At 73.7% G+C, this 16901-nt stretch carries 15 protein-coding genes; 4 read left to right on the top strand and 11 right to left on the bottom strand.

Features of this window, described 5'->3' with window-relative positions:
* Positions 1 to 483 precede the first annotated feature (483 nt).
* Complete coding sequence (locus ACJ6WD_RS06000) at positions 484 to 942, top strand: VOC family protein (protein WP_233657306.1); 459 nt, start codon at positions 484 to 486, stop codon at positions 940 to 942.
* A 211-nt stretch (positions 943 to 1153) separates the two neighbouring features.
* Here ACJ6WD_RS06000 and lysA read toward each other — a convergent pair whose 3' ends face one another.
* Both lysA and ACJ6WD_RS05990 read right to left on the bottom strand, forming a co-directional pair.
* Positions 1154 to 2569 carry a diaminopimelate decarboxylase gene (lysA, locus tag ACJ6WD_RS05995; protein ID WP_233657307.1) on the bottom strand — a complete coding sequence of 472 codons (1416 nt, stop codon included), beginning with the start codon at positions 2567 to 2569 and terminating at the stop codon, positions 1154 to 1156.
* 15 nt (positions 2570 to 2584) lie between these two features.
* Positions 2585 to 3061, bottom strand: a complete 477-nt coding sequence (locus tag ACJ6WD_RS05990) for an SAV_915 family protein (RefSeq protein WP_407615253.1) — start codon at positions 3059 to 3061, stop codon at positions 2585 to 2587.
* 277 nt (positions 3062 to 3338) lie between these two features.
* Here ACJ6WD_RS05990 and ACJ6WD_RS05985 point away from each other — a divergent pair, with 277 nt between their 5' ends.
* Entirely contained in the window at positions 3339 to 3671 is a 333-nt protein-coding gene (locus tag ACJ6WD_RS05985; protein WP_374206783.1) for a hypothetical protein, read from the top strand.
* On the opposite strand, the gene ACJ6WD_RS05980 is transcribed toward ACJ6WD_RS05985, so the two are convergent.
* Positions 3647 to 4669: a LysR family transcriptional regulator gene (locus tag ACJ6WD_RS05980; protein ID WP_331249361.1), complete on the bottom strand. Its 1023-nt coding sequence runs from the start codon at positions 4667 to 4669 to the stop codon at positions 3647 to 3649. The two genes, ACJ6WD_RS05985 and ACJ6WD_RS05980, sit on opposite strands and share 25 nt — an antisense overlap.
* Before the next feature lie 212 nt (positions 4670 to 4881).
* Positions 4882 to 6447, bottom strand: coding sequence for an MFS transporter (locus tag ACJ6WD_RS05975; RefSeq protein ID WP_407615252.1), 1566 nt, complete (start codon positions 6445 to 6447; stop codon positions 4882 to 4884).
* A gap of 143 nt (positions 6448 to 6590) precedes the next feature.
* Between ACJ6WD_RS05975 and ACJ6WD_RS05970 the strand changes: the two genes are divergently transcribed.
* Together ACJ6WD_RS05970 and ACJ6WD_RS05965 are read left to right on the top strand one after the other, a co-directional pair.
* A complete protein-coding gene (locus ACJ6WD_RS05970; protein WP_233657311.1) occupies positions 6591 to 7652 on the top strand; it encodes an Lrp/AsnC family transcriptional regulator in 1062 nt (353 codons plus the stop codon).
* Positions 7649 to 8377 carry a rhomboid-like protein gene (locus ACJ6WD_RS05965; RefSeq protein ID WP_233657312.1) on the top strand — a complete coding sequence of 243 codons (729 nt, stop codon included), beginning with the start codon at positions 7649 to 7651 and terminating at the stop codon, positions 8375 to 8377. Before ACJ6WD_RS05970 ends, ACJ6WD_RS05965 begins: the two co-directional genes overlap by 4 nt.
* Here the strand turns inward: ACJ6WD_RS05965 and ACJ6WD_RS05960 are convergent.
* The 7 genes from ACJ6WD_RS05960 to ACJ6WD_RS05930 all read right to left on the bottom strand — a co-directional run bounded on the left by ACJ6WD_RS05960 (position 8368) and on the right by ACJ6WD_RS05930 (position 16853).
* Positions 8368 to 9192 carry an HAD family hydrolase gene (locus ACJ6WD_RS05960; RefSeq protein ID WP_233657313.1) on the bottom strand — a complete coding sequence of 275 codons (825 nt, stop codon included), beginning with the start codon at positions 9190 to 9192 and terminating at the stop codon, positions 8368 to 8370. The genes ACJ6WD_RS05965 and ACJ6WD_RS05960 overlap by 10 nt on opposite strands.
* Positions 9189 to 10478, bottom strand: coding sequence for a serine--tRNA ligase (serS, locus tag ACJ6WD_RS05955; RefSeq protein ID WP_233657314.1), 1290 nt, complete (start codon positions 10476 to 10478; stop codon positions 9189 to 9191). The genes ACJ6WD_RS05960 and serS overlap by 4 nt, the downstream gene beginning before the upstream one ends.
* Before the next feature lie 671 nt (positions 10479 to 11149).
* Positions 11150 to 12076 (bottom strand): prephenate dehydratase, encoded by a 927-nt coding sequence (gene pheA / locus ACJ6WD_RS05950; RefSeq protein ID WP_233657315.1) that lies wholly within the window; start codon positions 12074 to 12076, stop codon positions 11150 to 11152.
* A gap of 122 nt (positions 12077 to 12198) precedes the next feature.
* Positions 12199 to 13512 (bottom strand): iron uptake transporter deferrochelatase/peroxidase subunit, encoded by a 1314-nt coding sequence (gene efeB, locus ACJ6WD_RS05945; RefSeq protein ID WP_331249358.1) that lies wholly within the window; start codon positions 13510 to 13512, stop codon positions 12199 to 12201.
* Complete coding sequence (locus ACJ6WD_RS05940; RefSeq protein WP_407615319.1) at positions 13512 to 15611, bottom strand: copper resistance protein CopC; 2100 nt, start codon at positions 15609 to 15611, stop codon at positions 13512 to 13514. The genes efeB and ACJ6WD_RS05940 overlap by 1 nt, the downstream gene beginning before the upstream one ends.
* 100 nt (positions 15612 to 15711) lie before the next feature.
* Positions 15712 to 16200: a copper chaperone PCu(A)C gene (locus tag ACJ6WD_RS05935; RefSeq protein ID WP_016573588.1), complete on the bottom strand. Its 489-nt coding sequence runs from the start codon at positions 16198 to 16200 to the stop codon at positions 15712 to 15714.
* Positions 16197 to 16853 carry an SCO family protein gene (locus ACJ6WD_RS05930; RefSeq protein WP_233657317.1) on the bottom strand — a complete coding sequence of 219 codons (657 nt, stop codon included), beginning with the start codon at positions 16851 to 16853 and terminating at the stop codon, positions 16197 to 16199. Before ACJ6WD_RS05930 ends, ACJ6WD_RS05935 begins: the two co-directional genes overlap by 4 nt.
* Positions 16854 to 16901 lie beyond the last annotated feature (48 nt).

Below are 16901 nucleotides of genomic sequence, written 5' to 3'. Positions count from 1 at the left end.
CTCGCACGTTTGCCCGGTTGCCCAGTCATCCTACAACCAGTTCGTTTCCCCATGCACCTAAATCGCCCGCCCGGGATCCGCCGCGACGATCTCCGCCGGCGGCGATCCGTGGTGGGGTGGGGTGCGGAAGGACGACGGAGGGCGGGGATCGCAGACGGAACGGCGGACGGAACGGCGGACGCAACGGCGGTCGAGAAGCCTGGCCGGAAGCCCCGGCCAGGAAGCCGGACCCCAGCCGCCCAACCAACAGCCCAACCAACAGCCCAACCAACGAACGACAGCGAACGAACGACAGCGAACAACGACGAACAACGACGAACAACGACGAACAACGGCTGAACGACGACCAGTCGAAGCAGAGTGACGAAGCAGAGTGACGAAGCTGAGTGACGAAGCAGACTGACGAAGCTGAGTGACGAAGCTGAGTGTCGAAGCAGAGTGACGAAGAAGAGCGCAGAGCGGCGCAGGGGGAGAGGAGGCCCGGTGGCGGGCTTTTACCACGTGTGTTTCGTCGTGCCGGACATGGCGGCGGCGATCCGTGACCTGGGGGTGGCGGCCGGTGTCGAGTTCAGTGCGCCGCGGGCGGACCGGATCGGGGAGTGGGACTTCCGGATCGCCTTCACGCGGGGCGAGCCGCCGTACGTCGAGCTGATCGAGCCCGCGCCCGGCGGGCCGTGGGACGTGTCCGAGGGGCCGCGCTTCGACCACCTCGGGTTCTGGACGCGGTCGGTCGAGGACGGGTCCCGGCGGTTGGCGGCGGAGGGGTTCCCCGAGGAGTTCAGCGGCTGCCCCTACGGGCGGTCGTTCGCGTACCACCGGGTGGACAGCATCGGCGCCCGGGTCGAACTCGTCGACCTGGCCCGGCAGCCGGCCTTTCTCGCGGCCTGGAACCCGGGCGGAGCCCCGATGCCCCCGGTGGAGCCGGCACCGCCCGGGGCGTAACGGGGGGCGGTGTGGCGCCGGTGCGCCACGGCGTGGAGCCCCCGGTGGCGGAGTCCTGGGCGAGCACCACCACCGGGGGCGTTCCCGGGCCCGGACGGCCCCGGGTACGGGGGCGGTCCGGGGCGGAGCCGGGCCCGGGGCCAGGGGCCGGGCCAGGGGGCCGGCGTGGACACCCTCCGGCCCCCCTGGCCCTGAGTCCGTGCCCGGCCGGTCAGAGGCCGATGTCGCGTTCCTGGATGTCCGCCAGGGACTCCCGGCGGACCAGCAGCCGGGCGTGGCCAGAGGTCACCGCGACGACCGGCGGTCGCCCGACGAGGTTGTACCCGGAGGCCATGGACAGGTGGTACGCGCCGGCCACGGGGACGGCGAGCAGGTCACCGGGACGGACGTCGCCGGGCAGGTGGACGTCGGAGGCGAGGATGTCGCCCGCCTCGCAGTGCCGGCCGACGACGGTCACCGGTTCGGTCGGCACCGCCGAGCGGCGCCCGACCAGCCGTGGCGCGTAGCGCACCCCGTACAGCGCGGGCCGCGGGTTGTCGCTCATCCCGCCGTCCACCGCGACGAAGGTGTGGGAGCCGGTGCGCTTGACGGACAGCACCCGGTAGAGGACGACGCCCGCGGGGCCGGCGATGGCGCGGCCCGGTTCGACGGCCAGCCGGGGCACGGGAAGGCCGGCCGCCGCGCAGCTGCCGGCCAGTTCGGCGCGGACCTTGGTGGCGAGTCCGACCACGTCGAGGGCGGGCTCGCCGGGCAGGTAGGCCACGCCGTGTCCGCCGCCCAGGTCCAGTTCGGGCAGGGTGATGCCGTGTTGCTCGCGGACCCGGGCCAGCAGGCCGACCAGGCGCCGCACGGCCGAGAGGTACGGCTTGACGGCGGTGATCTGGGAGCCCAAGTGGCAGTGCAGGCCGACGAGTTCGAGGCGCGGCTGGCCCAGGACGCGGGTGATCGCGTGCTGTGCGGAGCCGTCGGTGAGGGACAGCCCGAACTTCTGGTCGTCGGTGCCGGTGCGGATCTTGGCGTGGCCGCCGGCGGCGATCCCGGGGACGACCCGGATCAGCACCTTCTGCCGGCTGTCCGCCGGGACCGCGGCGGCCAGCCGGGCGATCTCGGAGGTGCTGTCGATGACGATCCGGCCGACGCCGAGCCGGAGCGCGGCCCGCAGGTCGGCCGGGCTCTTGGCATTGCCGTGCAGCACGATCCGCTCCGGCGGGAAGCCGGTGGTGACCGCGAGTTCCAGTTCGCCGGCGGAGCAGACGTCCAGGCCCAGGCCCTCCTCGGCGACCCAGTGCGCCATGGCGCGGCACAGGAACGCCTTGGCCGCGTAGTAGACGTCGGTGTCGGGGAAGGCGCGCAGGTAGGTGCGGCAGCGGCGGCGGACCTCGTCCTCGTCCAGGACGTAGGCGGGGGTGCCGAAGCGGTCGGCGAGTTCGGTCAGCGCGACGCCGCCGATGGAGAGGTCGTCCTCGGGGAGCGGCAGGGTCGACGCGGGCCATATGGCGAGTTCGTCCGGGCCGTCGCCCGGGGACGGCGAGGGTGCCGGGTGCAGGGCCGTCGCGTCGGGGGCCGGCGGCGCGGTCCGCGGGGGCCGGGGGGTCTCGGTGGTCCGGGGCAGGGTCGTGTGGGTCATGGTGGGTGCCCCTCCTCAGACGGCCCGTAGCTGGGTGTTCCGGGAGCCCCGGGGGATTCCCGGGGCGAAGCACGGTTCGCGGCGGACGTCGGGAGCCAGGCGCGGGTCCCTGGGGACGTCCCGTGCGAACCGCGGATCGCCCGCGGCGTCCGGGGTGAACTGCGGTGCGCGCCCGGCGGCGTCGGCCGGGCGCCTGCCGTCCCGCGCGACGCCGGGGGTGAAGCGCGGATCGACGGTCACGGTGGCCGCGCCGAGGGGTTCGGCCAGTGCGCGCAGCGCGGGCTCGGAGAGCCGCACCCAGGGCTGGCCGCCGCCGAGGACCTCGGCCAGCCGCTGCGGTGAGGTGAAGCCGACGGCGGTGCGGCCGCCGAGGGGGGTGCGGAACAGGCGGGCGGTGCAGCCCGCGGGTCCCGGCCGGACGGGGACGAAGAGAGGCCCGGCCGGGACGCGATCAGCAGGCTCGGGGTCTTCCGCGTGGAGATGGTGGGACACGGCGTTGCTCCTCGACGGGACGGCGCCCCGGACCAGTGGACTGCGTGTGCGCCGGGGCTCGGCACAGACGCTATGCCCGGTGCGGGGGGCACCCCGTGGCTCCATGACGCTTCGTTGACGGTTAGCGGACCGGACTTGACGCGATGCTGCCGCCGGTGGCCGGGGCCCGTCGGACGGTGGCGCGATCCGGTCGCGGAGCGGTCCCGGACGGGCAACGGACCGTGACCGAAGTGGTCACCCCCTCCGTGGGGTTGCGGCCGTCCTCGACCTTGACACTGTGGGAACCACTCCACTGGGCGCGGGGGACGCGGTGCTGGTGCACGCCGGGGTCGCGATCGGCCGGGAGGAACTGGCGAGGGCCGTGCGGCGCGGCGAGGACGGCGCCGGGCTCGGCTTCGACACCGTCACGCTGCCCGGGCTCGACCTGGCCGCGACGGTCGTCCACCGCGGCCCGATGAGCCGGATCGTGCCGAGCGCGCGGGCCCTCGCGCACGGGATCGACGGCAACGGCTACCGCTCGGCAGGGTACGCCCGGGAGCTGTACCTGGAGTGCCCGGACGACCAGGAGCAGTGGGTCACCGAGATTCAGGAACCGGTCGTCCGGGCCTGAGGCCGGGGCCCGGGGACGGCGCCGACGGCCGTGGCCTCGGCGTCGGGATCCGCGGTCGGTGACCGGTGCCCGGCGGGCGGCGCGCCGTCGACCAGGCACCGGTTCACCGTCCCGGCGAACTCCACGGCGGCCGGGCTGAGCGCCGCCCACTGGCGCACCGCCCACCCGGTCGTCAGCGGTGGCAGCGCCGGGATCGGCACCAGCCGCAGGCCCGGATGGTCGGCGGTGGCGCGGTCGCCGGGCAGGCGCGGGACGACGGCGGGGCCGACGCCGAGTTCGGCGAGGAGCAGCGCGGTGTCCCAATCGGCGACGCTGGTGGTGCTGGGCCCGGGGACGGCGGGGGCCGGTGCCGGGGCGCCCTCCTGGTGGCCGAGGTGCCCGTCGAGGCGCATCCGGGAGGTGGAGTTCTCCGGCAGCCGGACGAGGCGGAGGCCGGCCAGTTCGTCCGGTGCGACGTGGTCGCGGGCGGCGAGCGGATCGTCGGCGCGGACCGCGAGCACCCACGGCAGGCCGATCACCGGGTGCTGCTCGATGCCCCGCACGGGCGGGCCGATGGTGATCCAGGCCAGTTCGGAGTCGCCGTCCGCGACCGCCTCGAAGCAGCGGCGGCTGGAACTCTCGGTGTGGAACTCCAGGTTGACGTGCGGATGCCGGTGCCGGAAGGCGACCACCGCGTCCGACATGAAGTGCCGGACGGTGGTGGCCCCGGTGGTGACCCGGACCGTCCCGCCGTCGCCCCGCCGCATGTCGGCCAGCCGGCGCAGCGCCAGGTCCAGTCCGCCCAGGCCGTCGGCGGCGGCGCGGTGCAGGATGCGGCCCGCGGCGGTCGGCGCGACGCCGCGCGGCCGGCGCTCCAACAGGCCGATGCCGGCCTCCCGTTCGAGGCGCCTGACGCGCTGGCTGACGGCGGACTGGGTGCAGCCGAGGTCGCGGGCGACGGCGCTGAGGCTGCCCGCCTCGCAGACGGCCACGAAGGCGCGCAGATCGTCGAGGGTCACCCGGCCACGCTAGCGCGCGGCTGACCGGCAACCCAAGCCATGGCTAAGGAGTTTGGAAGGAAACCCGAGGATTGACTTGGGTCTGCGCCCCCGGGACGATCGTCGCAGGGCCCTGGGCGGCAACCCGGAACCGTGGACGGCCGTACGGTTCCGGGTGCCGACCCGCCCGTACGGCGCCGCCCATGCGGTGCCGCCCGTACGGGCCGTCGGCGTCACGCCCCCGCCGGCGCCTCCGAGCGCGACCGGGCGTCGTCGTGCTCCGCGCCGCCGGTACCGGACGCACCGTCGGCGCTCGACGGCGCACCCGAGGGCGCGCCGCCCGGCCGTCCGCCGTCCGTCCGCGGAGCGCGCCGGACCACGGCGAGGACCAGCAGGCCGGTGGCGAGCGCCGCCAGGCCGGAGAGCAGCGTGATGTCCCGCAGCCCCGAGAGGTAGCCGTCGGCGAGCGCGGCCCGACCGCCGGAGGAGGCCCCGGAGTCCCGCAGGGCGGTGCCGAAGACCGTCCCCAGGACCGCGATCCCGAAGGCGAACCCGAGCTGGCGGAAGGTGTTCACCGCGCCGCTCGCCATCCCGGCCCGCTGCGGCGGGGCCGCGCCGAGCGCCGCCGACACCAGCACCGGCATCGCCGCACCGATGCCGAGCCCGCTCACCGCCAGACCGGGCACCAGCGCCGGCCAGCTCGCACCCGAGCCGAGCAGCGCGACGTGCAGCAGCGCCCCCGCGCCGATCAGCAACACACCGATGCCGAGCGGGAGTTGGGGAGAGAGCCGCTGGAGCGCCCGGCCGCCGAACACGCCGACCAGCAGCGACATCAGCGCCATCGGCGTCACCGCGAGCCCGGCCCCGATCGGGCTCAGCCCGAGCACGTCCTGCGTCCACAGCCCGACGAACGTCAGGTACGGGAAGGCCGCCGCCTGCATGAGCAGCGCCGCCAGCATCAGCACCGCGAACGACGGGCGGCGCAGCAGCCGGAGGTCCAACAGCGGCCCGGCGGTCCGCCGCTCGACGACCACGAACACCAGCAGGGCCAGCGCGGCGACCGCCAACGCCACCAGCGTCCCGGTCTCGGTCCACCCGTGCTCGCCGCCGCGCATCAGCCCGTAGGTCAGCGCGCCCGCGCACAACGTGAACGACCCGGCGCCCGGCCAGTCGATCCGCGCGCCCCGGTCGCCGTAGGACTCGCCGACGTGGCGCAGGGTCAGCCAGATGGCGATCGCCGTCAGCGGCAGGTTGACCAGGAAGATCGCCCGCCAGTCGGTCCACTCGGTGAGCATTCCGCCCAGCACCGGGCCGACCGCGGCCGCCGCGCCGCTGGTGCCGCCCCAGACGCCGAACGCCACCCCGCGGTCCCGGCCCTGGTAGGCGGCCATCAGCAGCGGGGTGTTGGTGGCGAACATCGCCGCCGCCCCGATGCCCTGCACGACCCGGGCCGCGACCAGCAGGTCCGCGCCGGGGGCCAGCCCGCAGGCCAGCGAGGCGAGCGCGAAGAGCGCCAGCCCGCCGATGTAGAGCCGGCGCCGGCCGTACAGGTCGGCCGCCGAGCCCGCCACCATCAGGAGCGCGGCCAGCGCCAGCGCGTAGCTGTCCATCACCCACTGGAGCGAGGAGAAGGAGGCGCCCAGGCCGTCGGCTATCCGGGGCAGCGCGGTGTTCACGATCGTCACGTCGACCAGCAGCATGAAGTTGCCGAGGGTGATGGCCACCAGGGGCCACCACTTCCCGCGCGCTCTGCCGTGGCCGTCGCTCCCGTCGGGCGCCTGCCCGGGTGCGTACCGCATGGTCCTGTCCTCCGTTGGATGGTGCGCTCACGTACGTGGCCGGGCAGACGCCCGGCCGGGGTACCACTCTGCGCCGCACCCCGCCCGCTTCCCCAGCCACGGCGTTCCCGGCGGTGCAATCCGACACGGGTTAGCCTCCAACGGTGAAAACCGACGGCAGCGCCGGCCAGCCGGCGCCCTTCGACGACCTCGACCGGCGACTGATCCACGCCCTCCAGACCGACGGTCGCGCCCCCTTCAGCCGGATCGCCGAGGTCCTCGGAGTCTCCGACCAGACGGTCGCCCGGCGCTACGCCCGCCACCGCGGCTCCGGCGGGCTCCGGGTGCTGGGCCTGGCCGAGCCGCGGGCGCTGGGCGAGGTGGAGTGGCTGGTGCGGGTGCAGTGCGCGCCGGACGCCGCGGTGTCGGTCGCCGAGGCGCTGGCCCGCCGCCCGGACACCTCCTGGGTCAGCCTGATGTCCGGCGGCACCGAGATCTCCGCGGTCTGCCGGTCGGGGAGCAGCGAGCACAGCGACACGCTGCTGCTCCAGAAGCTGCCGCGCACCCCGCGCGTCGTCGGCGTGACCGCCCACTGCCTGCTGCACGAGTTCTACGGCGGCCCGCAGAGCATGATCAGCAAGTCCGGTGCGCTGACCGACGAGGAGGCCGCCCGGTTGAGCCCGCCTCCCCCGCGGTCCCACTTCCGTCCGAGCACCGGGGACCCCCTTCCCGGCCCGCCGGCCGAACCGGTGGTGCTCTCCGACGCCGACCGGCGGCTCTTCGAGGCGCTGGGCCGGGACGGCCGGGCCCCGCTCGCCGACCTCGCCGCGGCCACCGGCTGGTCGCCCACCACGGTCCGCCGCCGACTGGAGGCGCTGCGCGCCGACGGCGTGCTGTACTACGACGTCGACTACGACCTGCGGCTGTTCGGGTACGGGGTGATGGTCGCCCTGTGGCTGTCCGTCGCACCGGCCGAACTCGCCGCCACCGGCGCGGCGTTGGCGGCCCATCCGGAGGTCGCCTTCGCCGGCGCCACCACCGGCCCGCACAACCTCTTCGCGTCCGTCCTGTGCCGGGACACCGGCGCGCTCTACACCTACCTGACGACCCGGGTCGCGGCGCTGCCGGGCGTGCGGACCATGGAGAGCGCGCCGCGGATCCGGCACGTCAAGGGGCCCGGCCCGTACGTCGCGGTCGGCCCCGCCGTCCCGAGGAGCCGTCGATGACCCCACCCCTCGCCGCCCCGGCCCGCCGGGCGTGGAACTGGGTGCTGGACTGGGTGCGCTCCACGCCCGGCACCCACATCTGGCTGTTGATCATCGGCATCACCAGCCTGGTGATCGCCTCGGCCTCCGAGGGGCTGGAGCAGTTCCTCCTGCACCGCACCAGCAGCAACATCCACGAGCTGAACGAGCATCCGGTGCCCTCGCTGCTGATCAGCGGGTTCTGGATCGAGCAGCCGGGGTCGTTCCTGCTCTACGCGGTGATGTTCGAGCTGGTGCACGCCAACGTCGAGCGCTGGATGGGAAGTTGGCGCTGGCTGCTGACCGTCGGCGCGGCGCACGTCGCGGCCACCCTGGCCAGCCAGGAACTGGTGCTGCTCGCCATCGAGGGCCACCAACTGCCGCGCTCGATGACCCACGTGGTGGACATCGGCGTCTCCTACGGACTGGCCGCCGCGGCCGGTGTGCTGACCTACCGACTGCCGTCGCCCTGGCGTTACGGCTACCTCGTCGGCCTGCTGGCCTTCTTCGGGGTGCCGCTGGCGACCGGCGCGACCTTCACCGACTTCGGCCACGCCATAGCACTGACCATGGGGTTCGCGTGCTGGCCGCTGACGCCGGCGGCACGGGTGGGGCCGTCCGACGTGGCGGCGGGGGACGACAGCGGAGGCGCGGCCGGGGCCGGGGACGGGGCCGGGCCGCCGCCCCCGCCCGGGCGTCAGGAGTAGAGCCGCTCCAGCACCAGCGCGACCCCGTCGTCCTCGTTGGAGGCGGTGATCTCGTCGGCCACGGCCTTGAGTTCGTCGTGGGCGCCGGCCATCGCCACGCCGTGCGCGGCCCACGCGAACATCGGGATGTCGTTGGGCATGTCGCCGAACGCCAGGGTCTCCTTGGCGGTGATGCCCAGGCGGCGGGCGGCCAGCGAGAGCCCGGTGGCCTTGGTCAGCCCCAGCGGCAGCAGCTCGACGATGCGGGGCCCGGCGACCATGACGCCGACCAGGTCCCCGGCGACCTGGCGGGCGGCGCGGGCCAGCGCGTCGTCGTCCAGCGTCGGGTGCTGTATGTAGACCTTGTTCAGCGGCGCGGCCCACAGCTCGCCCGGATCGTCGATCAGGACGTTGGGCAGCGGGCCCTCCTGGACCTGGTAGCCCGGGCCGACCAGCACCTCGCCGGCCAGGCCGTCGCGGCTCGCCGCCAGGTGGAGCGGGCCCACCTCCGCCTCGATCTTGGACAGCGCGAGGCCGGCCAGCTGGCGGTCCAGCGTCACCGACGTCAGCAGCCGCCGTTCACCGGCGTGGTAGACCTGCGCGCCCTGTCCGCACACCGCCAGGCCCTGGTAGTCCAGGGCGTCGAGGATGTGCCGGGTCCAGGGCACCGCCCGACCGGTGACGACGATGTGCGCCGCGCCCGCCGCGGTGGCCGCGGCGAGCGCCTGGCGGGTGCGTGCGGAGACGGACTCGTCGTGGCGCAGCAGCGTCCCGTCGAGGTCCGTCGCGATGAGCTTGTACGGCAGCGGCGAACCCGCCGGGGCTGAGGAGCTCACTTGGTGACGGGCTCCAGTACCTCACGGCCGCCCAGGTAGGGGCGGAGCACTTCGGGGACGCGGACCGAGCCGTCGGGCTGCTGGTGGTTCTCGAAGATCGCCACGATGGTCCGCGGGACGGCGCAGAGCGTGCCGTTGAGCGTCGCCAGCGGCTTGACCTTCGGCTTGCCGTCGACGGTCTCGCGCATCCGGACCGAGAGGCGGCGGGCCTGGAACTCGTCGCAGTTGGACGCCGAGGTCAGCTCGCGGAACTTGCCCTGGGTCGGGATCCACGCCTCGCAGTCGAACTTGCGGGAGGCGGAGGCGCCCAGGTCGCCGGTGGCGACGTCGATCACCTGGAACGGCAGCTCCAGGCCGGTCAGCCACTGCTTCTCCCACTCCAGCAGGCGCCGGTGCTCGGCCTCGGCGTCCTCCGGCGCGACGTAGGAGAACATCTCCACCTTGTCGAACTGGTGGACCCGGAAGATGCCGCGGGTGTCCTTGCCGTAGGTGCCGGCCTCGCGGCGGAAGCACGGCGAGAACCCGGCGTAGCGCAGCGGCAGCTGCTCCGCGTCGACGATCTCGTCCATGTGGTACGCGGCGAGCGGGACCTCGGAGGTGCCGACCAGATAGAAGTCGTCGCGCTCCAGGTGGTAGACGTTCTCGGCGGCCTGGCCGAGGAAGCCGGTGCCCTCCATGGCGCGCGGGCGCACCAGTGCGGGGGTCAGCATCGGCGTGAAGCCGGCCTCGGTGGCCTGCGCGATGGCGGCGTTCACCAGCGCCAGCTCCAGCAGGGCGCCGACGCCGGTGAGGTAGTAGAAGCGCGAGCCGGAGACCTTGGCGCCGCGCTCGACGTCGATGGCGCCGAGCAGTTCGCCGATCTCCAGGTGGTCCTTCGGGGCGAAGCCCTCGGCGGCGAAGTCGCGGACGGTGCCGTGCGTCTCCAGGACCGTGAAGTCCTCCTCGCCGCCCACCGGGACGTCGGGGTGGACGATGTTGCCCAGCTTGCGCAGCAGCGCCTGGGTCTCTTCCTTGGCCTCGTCCTGCTCGGCGTCGGCGGCCTTGACGGCGGCGGCGAGCTCGCCGGCCTTCTTCAGCAGCTCGGCCTTCTCGTCGCCACTGGCCTTGGGGATGAGCTTGCCGAGCGCCTTCTGCTCGGAGCGCAGCTCGTCGAAGCGGACGCCGGACGACCTGCGCCGCTCGTCGGCGGAGAGGAGTGCGTCGACGAGTGCGACGTCCTCTCCACGGGCGCGCTGGGAGGCGCGAACACGGTCGGGGTCCTCACGGAGCAGGCGAAGGTCAATCACCCCACCAGGCTACCGGGGCCGGCAGCCGGCCCTCGACGTGATATTCGCGGGTGCGGCCATTTGCCCGTTTTGCGGTTATTTATTCCGTGGCAGGGAATCGACCCCGCGCGCCTTCTCGAAGGTCGCTTCGTAACGCATCGTAAGGCCCTGCGGAATTCCCGGTTCTTGCCGCGAAAAGGGGCATTCACGGCGGCGGATTCCTGGCTTCCGGTGGCCGGCCCGATGTGGTCCCCAGGTTGCCCACCGGGTTGTCCACAGGGGGGAGGGGGTTGCGGATTCTTATCCACAGGCTGTGTGTGAGATCTGTGGAAGCCGGAATTGATCATTCTGTGCCCGAAATGCTCACCTATGGATTCTTGGTCCAAACCCCGTTCACGCACTCTTTCGTGTGGGATTACCTCGCCCTAAAGGATTGGTTACGGGAATTGTGCTGACGGGGCGCACGGTGATCCACTGTGGGCGGCTGTGGAGGGGTGTGTGGTCACTAGGGTGATATGTCGACTCTGTCCGACTCGGATGTCGACTTACCCACAGGTCGAGAAGCGACCCTGTGGATAACTTTGTGGACAACTGCGGAGGCTCCTGGGACGGCGTACCGGAACGGCGCCGCCGGCCCCGCCGAAGGCGCAGGTCACAGCCCGTGACCTGAGGGGCAGGAGGGGTGGCTGGGTTCAGCCCCGGCCGTCCTGGCAGCGCGCCAGCCAATCCGACGCCGCGGTGAACGCCGTATCGGTCACCTGCGGCCGGACGGTGGCGGTGACCTCGTCCGCCCGCGGGTACGAGCCGAGGAACCGCACGTCGCGGCAGACCCGCTTGAGGCCCATCAGGACCTCGCCCACCCGCCGGTCGGTGACGTGACCCTCGCAGTCCACCGAGAAGCAGTAGCGGCCGATGCCCTCACCGGTCGGCCGGGACTCGATCCGCATCATGTTGACCCCGCGGACCGCGTACTCCTGGAGCAGTTCCAGCAGCGCACCGGGGTGGTCGGCAGCCAGCCACAGCACCACCGAGGTCTTGTCCGCACCGGTGGGCGACGCCGGCCGGGCCGGGCGGCCGACCAGCACGAAGCGGGTGGCGGCGTTCTGCGCGTCGTGGATGCCGGCGACCAGGGGCTCCAGCCCGTACGTCGCGGCCGCGAACTCACCGGCGAACGCGCCGTCGTAGCGGCCCTCCTGGACCAGCCGCGCACCGTCCGCGTTGGAGGCCGCCGACTCCCAGACCGCGTCCGGGAGTTGGGCCGCCAGCCACTTGCGGACCTGGGGCTGCGCCACCGGGTGCCCGGTCACCGTCTTCACGTCGGCCAGCGCCGTCCCCGGGCGGGCCAGGAGCGCGAAGGCGATCGGCAGCAGCACCTCGCGGTAGATCATCAGCGGTTCGCCGGAGGCCAGTTCGTCGAGGGTGGTGGTCACCCCGCCCTCGACGGAGTTCTCGATCGGCACCAGCGCCGCCGCGGCCTCCCCGGCCCGGACCGCGTCCAACGCGGCCGGCACCGACACCATCGGCACCAGCTCCCGGGTCGCCGCCTCGGGCAGGGTGCGCAGGGCGGCCTCGGTGAAGGTGCCCGCGGGACCGAGATACGTATAGCGACTGGCCGACATGGAGTGGACTCCCTCATGTGCTCGCGGGAGCGCCCCGCTGTCTTTCCCCCTGCCCCTGCCACGATACCGAGCGGGCCGGCGGCGGGCGGACGCGTTCCGAAGAGTGGGCCCGACCGACCCGCTCAGCCCTCCAGCAGCGGCTGGGCCACGTAGTCGCCGTCCGAGGGCGCCGGCGGCACCGCGTACAGACCGCTGGCCTCGTGCCGCAGGAACGGCGACAGCGCGTCGCCGCGGTCCAGCTTCCGCTGGATCTGGGTGAAGGCGCGCAGCGGGTCGGCCTGCCAGCAGACGAAGAGCAGCCCGGCGTCCGGGGCGCCGTCGTCGCGGAAGCCGTCGTGGAAGGAGAACGGACGGCGCAGCAGCGCCGCGCCCTGGTTGGCCTCCGGGGCGGCGATCCGGGCGTGCGCGTTGGCGGGGATGACCGGGAGCCCGTCGGGGCCGGTGGCGTCCAGTTTCATCGGGGTGGTCTCGGTGCCGCCGGTCAGCGGGGCGCCACTGTCCTTGCGCCGGCCTATGACCCGCTCCTGCTCGGTGCGCGGGCGCTTCTCCCAGTCGTCGAGCAGCATCCGGATCCGGCGCACCACCGCGTACGAGCCGCCGCGCATCCACTCCTGCGCGGTGTCCGCGCCGACGAAGATCCGCCGGTCGAAGTCCGGGTCGGACGGCTTGGGGTTGTTGGTGCCGTCGACCTGGCCCATCAGGTTGCGGGCGGTCATCGGGTGCGCGGTGGCGCCCGGCGTGCGGTTGAAGCCGTTCATCTGCCAGCGCAGCCGGGCGGCCCCCGCCGCCTCCTTCTGCAGCGCGCGCAGGGCGTGGAAGGCGACCAGCGCGTCGTCGGCACCGACCTGGATCCACAGGTCGCCGTCGGAGCGCCGGGGGTCGAGGGCGTCGTTGGAGAAGGCGGGCAGCGGGTCGAGCTGGACCGGGCGGCGCGCGGTCAGGCCGGTCCGGTCGAAGAAGCCGTGGCCCAACCCGAAGGTGACGGTCAGCGACGAAGGGCCGGCGTCCCGCGCCACGTCGGTGTCGGCCTGCGGGGTGCGCCCGGCCATCAGCTCCCGGGCCGTCTGCGACCAGCGGCGCAGCAGCGCGGCGGCCTCCGTGCGGCCGGCGCCGGGCGCCAGGTCGAAGGCGACGAGGTGGCCGCTGGCCTGGAGCGGGGTGGTGATGCCGGCCTGGTGCTTGGCGCCCGCCGTGCGGAACGGGACCTCGGTCGACCCGATCGTGGTCAGCGCCGCCGGGGCGTCGCCCTGCGCGGCCGAGGCACCGAGCGCGCCGCCGGCCCCGCCGACGACCAGCCCGGCCGCGCCGGCCGCGCCGACGGTCCCCAGGAGGCGGCGGCGGGACAGCTGCGGGGCGGTGCCGTCCGCGGCCGGCGCGGATCGGGTGCGGGGGGCGTCGTCTGGCGGGGTGGCGGTGGCGTCCTGCTGCTTGCTCATCAGTCGATCGTCACGTTCCTGGTCTCGGTCACCTGGTCGAAGTCGGAGGTCCGCACGAGCAGTGACAGCTGCCACCGTCCCGGGACCGGGAGTTGGACGCCGCTCGCGGTCCAGTGGCCGGTGCCGCTGTGCCGGAGCGCGACCGGGAGCGGCCCCAGCTTCTTGGCGCCGAGCGTGAAGGAGACCTCCACCTGGGGGACGTCCCGGGCCTTGCCGGACGGGTCGGCGATCCGCAGCCGCAGCTCGTTGCCGCCGCCGCTGCGCCCGGGGTCGAGGTCGAGTCGGGCGGTGCCCTTGCCGTCCGCGCCGCCGGTGTCGAACGGGACGTTCAGCACGCGCGGTTGGTTGGCGTCGGGGGACCGGTCGGCCGAGGCGGCCTTGACGGCCTCCGCGGTACGGGCCGGCTCGGTGGTGGTCAGGGCGGTGGTCACCGCGAGCAGCAGCACCGCGACGGCGGCTTCGGTCAGGACCGACCGCCGCAGCCCCCGCCGCACCGGGTCGGCGTCCCGGATCCGCTTCTTCCGCGCGGTGGTCAACGCGGCCTGCTGGCGCGCCAGTTGGGCGACCCGGGCCGGGTCGGCGGGGCCGCCGGAACCGGCCGTGTCCGCCGCCGGCGCGTCTTCGGTGCCCGAGGGGGCTGAGGTGTCCTGCGCGGCGGCCGGGGCGGCGGTGGGCTCCGTGCCATCCGTGCCATCCGTGCCATCCGTGCCATCCGTGCGGTCCGTGCGCTCCGTGCGGTCCGTGCGGTTCGCGCCCTGGGCGGCGGCCGTCAGCCGGCCCGTCCAGCGGCGGGAGAGCCCAGCGACGGCCACCATCACCGCGACCAGCCCCACCTTGACCAGCAGCAGTTGCCCGTAGGAGGTGTCGGTCAGCGCGTGCCAGGAGCCGACCTGGCGCCACGACTGGTAGGTGCCGGTGGCGACCAGCACCAGCACGGAGCCGAAGGCCACCCGGGAGAAGCGCCGGACGGCGGTCCGCTCGACCGGCGGCCCCCAGTAGAGGGAGACCAGCAGGGCCGCCAGACCGCCGAGCCAGGCGGCGACCGCGAGCAGGTGCAGCACGTCGACGGGCACCGCGACGGCCGGCTGGAGCCCCGTCGAGGCGTGCTCGGCGATGGCCCAGGTGGTGGCCAGCCCCGCGGCGAGGACCGTGCCGCCCGCCGCGAGCCCGAACGTGAGGTCCTTGCGCCGCTTGGCGGTGTCCTCGGCGTCTTCGGCGTCTTCGGCGTCTTCGGCGTCTTCGGCGTCCTCAGCCTCACCGGTGCCGTCGGTGCCGTCGGTGCCGTCGGCGTCCGTGCCGACCGGTGCGTGGAGCCGGGCGTACGCGCCGAACAGCACCGCCACGAACAACGCCGCCGCGGCGAGCAGCAGCAGCCGGGACAGCAACGCGGCCCCCGGCTTGCTCATCACCACCTGCTGGAGCCCGCCGAAGTCGAAGACGTCGGCGAGCTTGCCGGAGCCGGTGTACGGGGTGCGCAGCAACAGCATCGCCAGCGTGGCGCCGGTCAGCAGCGCCCAGCCGCGGACCACCAGGCGCTGCACGGACCGCACCCGGGCGGCGGCCGGCCGGCACGCCACCACGAAGGCCGCGCCGCCGACCAGCAGCACGAACCCGGCGTAGGCGAGATAGCGGGCGATCTCGTAGAGCGCGCCCACCAGGCCGCCGCCGACCTGCTGCTGGGGAACGGCGGCGGCGGTCTTGGACGGCGCCCCGATGGAGAAGGTGAAGGCACCGGACACCGGGTGGCTGTCCGCCGAGATCGCCTGCCAGGCGACGGTGTACGTCCCGTTGGGGAGCCCCGGCGGGAGCCCCGCGCCGTATTTGACGACGCTCCCGCTGCACAGGTTGCGCAGCTTGCCGCGGTCCACCCGTTTGCCCTGCGGGTCCAGGACGCGCAGCGAGTCGTTCCCCATCGCCACACCCTCGGAGAAGGTGAGCGCGACCTGCTCGGGGGCGTGTGCCACCACCGAGCCCTGCGCGGGGTCGCTGCCGGTCAGCGCGGCGTGCGCGGCGGCCGGCGCGACGCCGGCGGCCAGCACGCCGAACAGCACCGCCACGACGACCAGCAGCCGTCGCGGCCGGAAGCCGGTGAGGACCATGGTGCTCGCTCCCCTTCCCGTTGGCATGAGGTGTCCGTTTCCTTCGCCGGGCCCGTCGCCGGGCCCTCCTCTCACGGTGTCCGCGGTGCGGCGGAGACCGTCACTTCTGCGGTCGGTAGTCGGCGGGCTTCACCGGGACCTCGACCTTGACCGGGTCGGCGGTGGCGAAGTGCAGCTCGACGGTGACCTTCTGGCCCGCGGTGGGCTTGCGGGTCAGGCCCATGAACATCAGGTGGTTGCCGCCGGCGCTGAGCGTGAGCTCCCCGCCCGCGGGCACCGGCAGCGAGTTGACCTGCTCCATCTTGTTGCCGGTGGTCTTGTGGATGCTGATGTCCTTGGACAGGTCACTGGTGACGGACGTCAGCTTGTCGGCGGTGGAGCCGTCGTTCTTGATCACGAAGTAGGCGCCGGCCATGTCCTGGGTGACCGGCTGCGGCATGTAGGCGCCGCTGACCGAGAGCTGGGGCTTGCCGTCCCCGCCGCCGCAGCCCGCGAGGGCGAGACCGGCGGTGAGGGCGAACGCGGAGCCGATGGCTATGCGGCGGCTGACGGGGGCGAGGCGGGCGCGGGGGGCGGTGCGGCGGGTCACGGGTTCTGTCCCTTGATGATCTTAGGAAGTGCGGCGGTGTAGTTGTCGGAGGTGGCTTCCTGCATCCCCATCCAGTGGATCTTGTCGTCCTTGGGGGAGCTCAGCAGGACCTGGGCGCCGTGGGTGGAGACCACGTCGCCGTTCTTCTTCTTGACCGGCGCCTCGATGCCGATGTTCACGCTGCGGGCGGCCTGCTGGATCTTGTTGAACGGGCCGGTGAGCCCTATGAAGTCCTTGTTGATGCCGCCGAGCCACTTCCTGAGCTGGGCGGGCGTGTCGCGCTCCGGGTCGGAGGTCACGAAGACCACCCGCAGGTCGCTGCGCTCGGCCGCCGGCAGCTGCTTCACCGCGACCGCGATGTTGGCCATGGTCGTCGGGCAGACGTCCGGGCAGTTGGTGTAGCCGAAGTAGATCAGGGTGGGGTGGCCCTTGGTCTTCTCCAGCAGGTCGTAGGGCTTGCCGTCGGAGTCGGTGAGGCTGAGGTCCGGCTTCTCCATCGGGCTGTCGAGGGTGACGATCGGCTTGGCCGCCGTCCCGCCGGAGACCTGGGCGACGGGCTGGTCGGAGCCGTCGCCGGAACCGCAGGCGGTCAGGGTCAGGCCGAGTGCGGCGGCCGCCCCCAGGGCGGACAGCAGCAGTTTTCTTCTACGCATGACGAGTGTGTCCTGGTATTTCCGTGGCGCTGGGCCGGTGGGTGTCAG

It is taken from the genome of Streptomyces sp. VTCC 41912 (genome assembly GCF_045799175.1).
In the GTDB taxonomy this organism is placed as follows: Bacteria; Actinomycetota; Actinomycetes; order Streptomycetales; family Streptomycetaceae; genus Streptomyces; species Streptomyces albulus_C.
This window is presented reverse-complemented; position numbering and strand designations above follow the sequence as displayed.

What these genes read in the sequence shown, in the direction of transcription:
- lysA (WP_233657307.1), bottom strand. Translation starts at nt 2,569, where the DNA reads ATGACCCACACGACCCTGCCCCGGACCACCGAGACCCCCCGGCCCCCG.
- ACJ6WD_RS05930 (WP_233657317.1), bottom strand. Translation starts at nt 16,853, where the DNA reads ATGCGTAGAAGAAAACTGCTGCTGTCCGCCCTGGGGGCGGCCGCCGCA.
- efeB (WP_331249358.1), bottom strand. Translation starts at nt 13,512, where the DNA reads ATGAGCAAGCAGCAGGACGCCACCGCCACCCCGCCAGACGACGCCCCC.
- ACJ6WD_RS05975 (WP_407615252.1), bottom strand. Translation starts at nt 6,447, where the DNA reads ATGCGGTACGCACCCGGGCAGGCGCCCGACGGGAGCGACGGCCACGGC.
- pheA (WP_233657315.1), bottom strand. Translation starts at nt 12,076, where the DNA reads ATGTCGGCCAGTCGCTATACGTATCTCGGTCCCGCGGGCACCTTCACC.
- ACJ6WD_RS05965 (WP_233657312.1), top strand. Translation starts at nt 7,649, where the DNA reads ATGACCCCACCCCTCGCCGCCCCGGCCCGCCGGGCGTGGAACTGGGTG.
- ACJ6WD_RS05940 (WP_407615319.1), bottom strand. Translation starts at nt 15,611, where the DNA reads ATGGTCCTCACCGGCTTCCGGCCGCGACGGCTGCTGGTCGTCGTGGCG.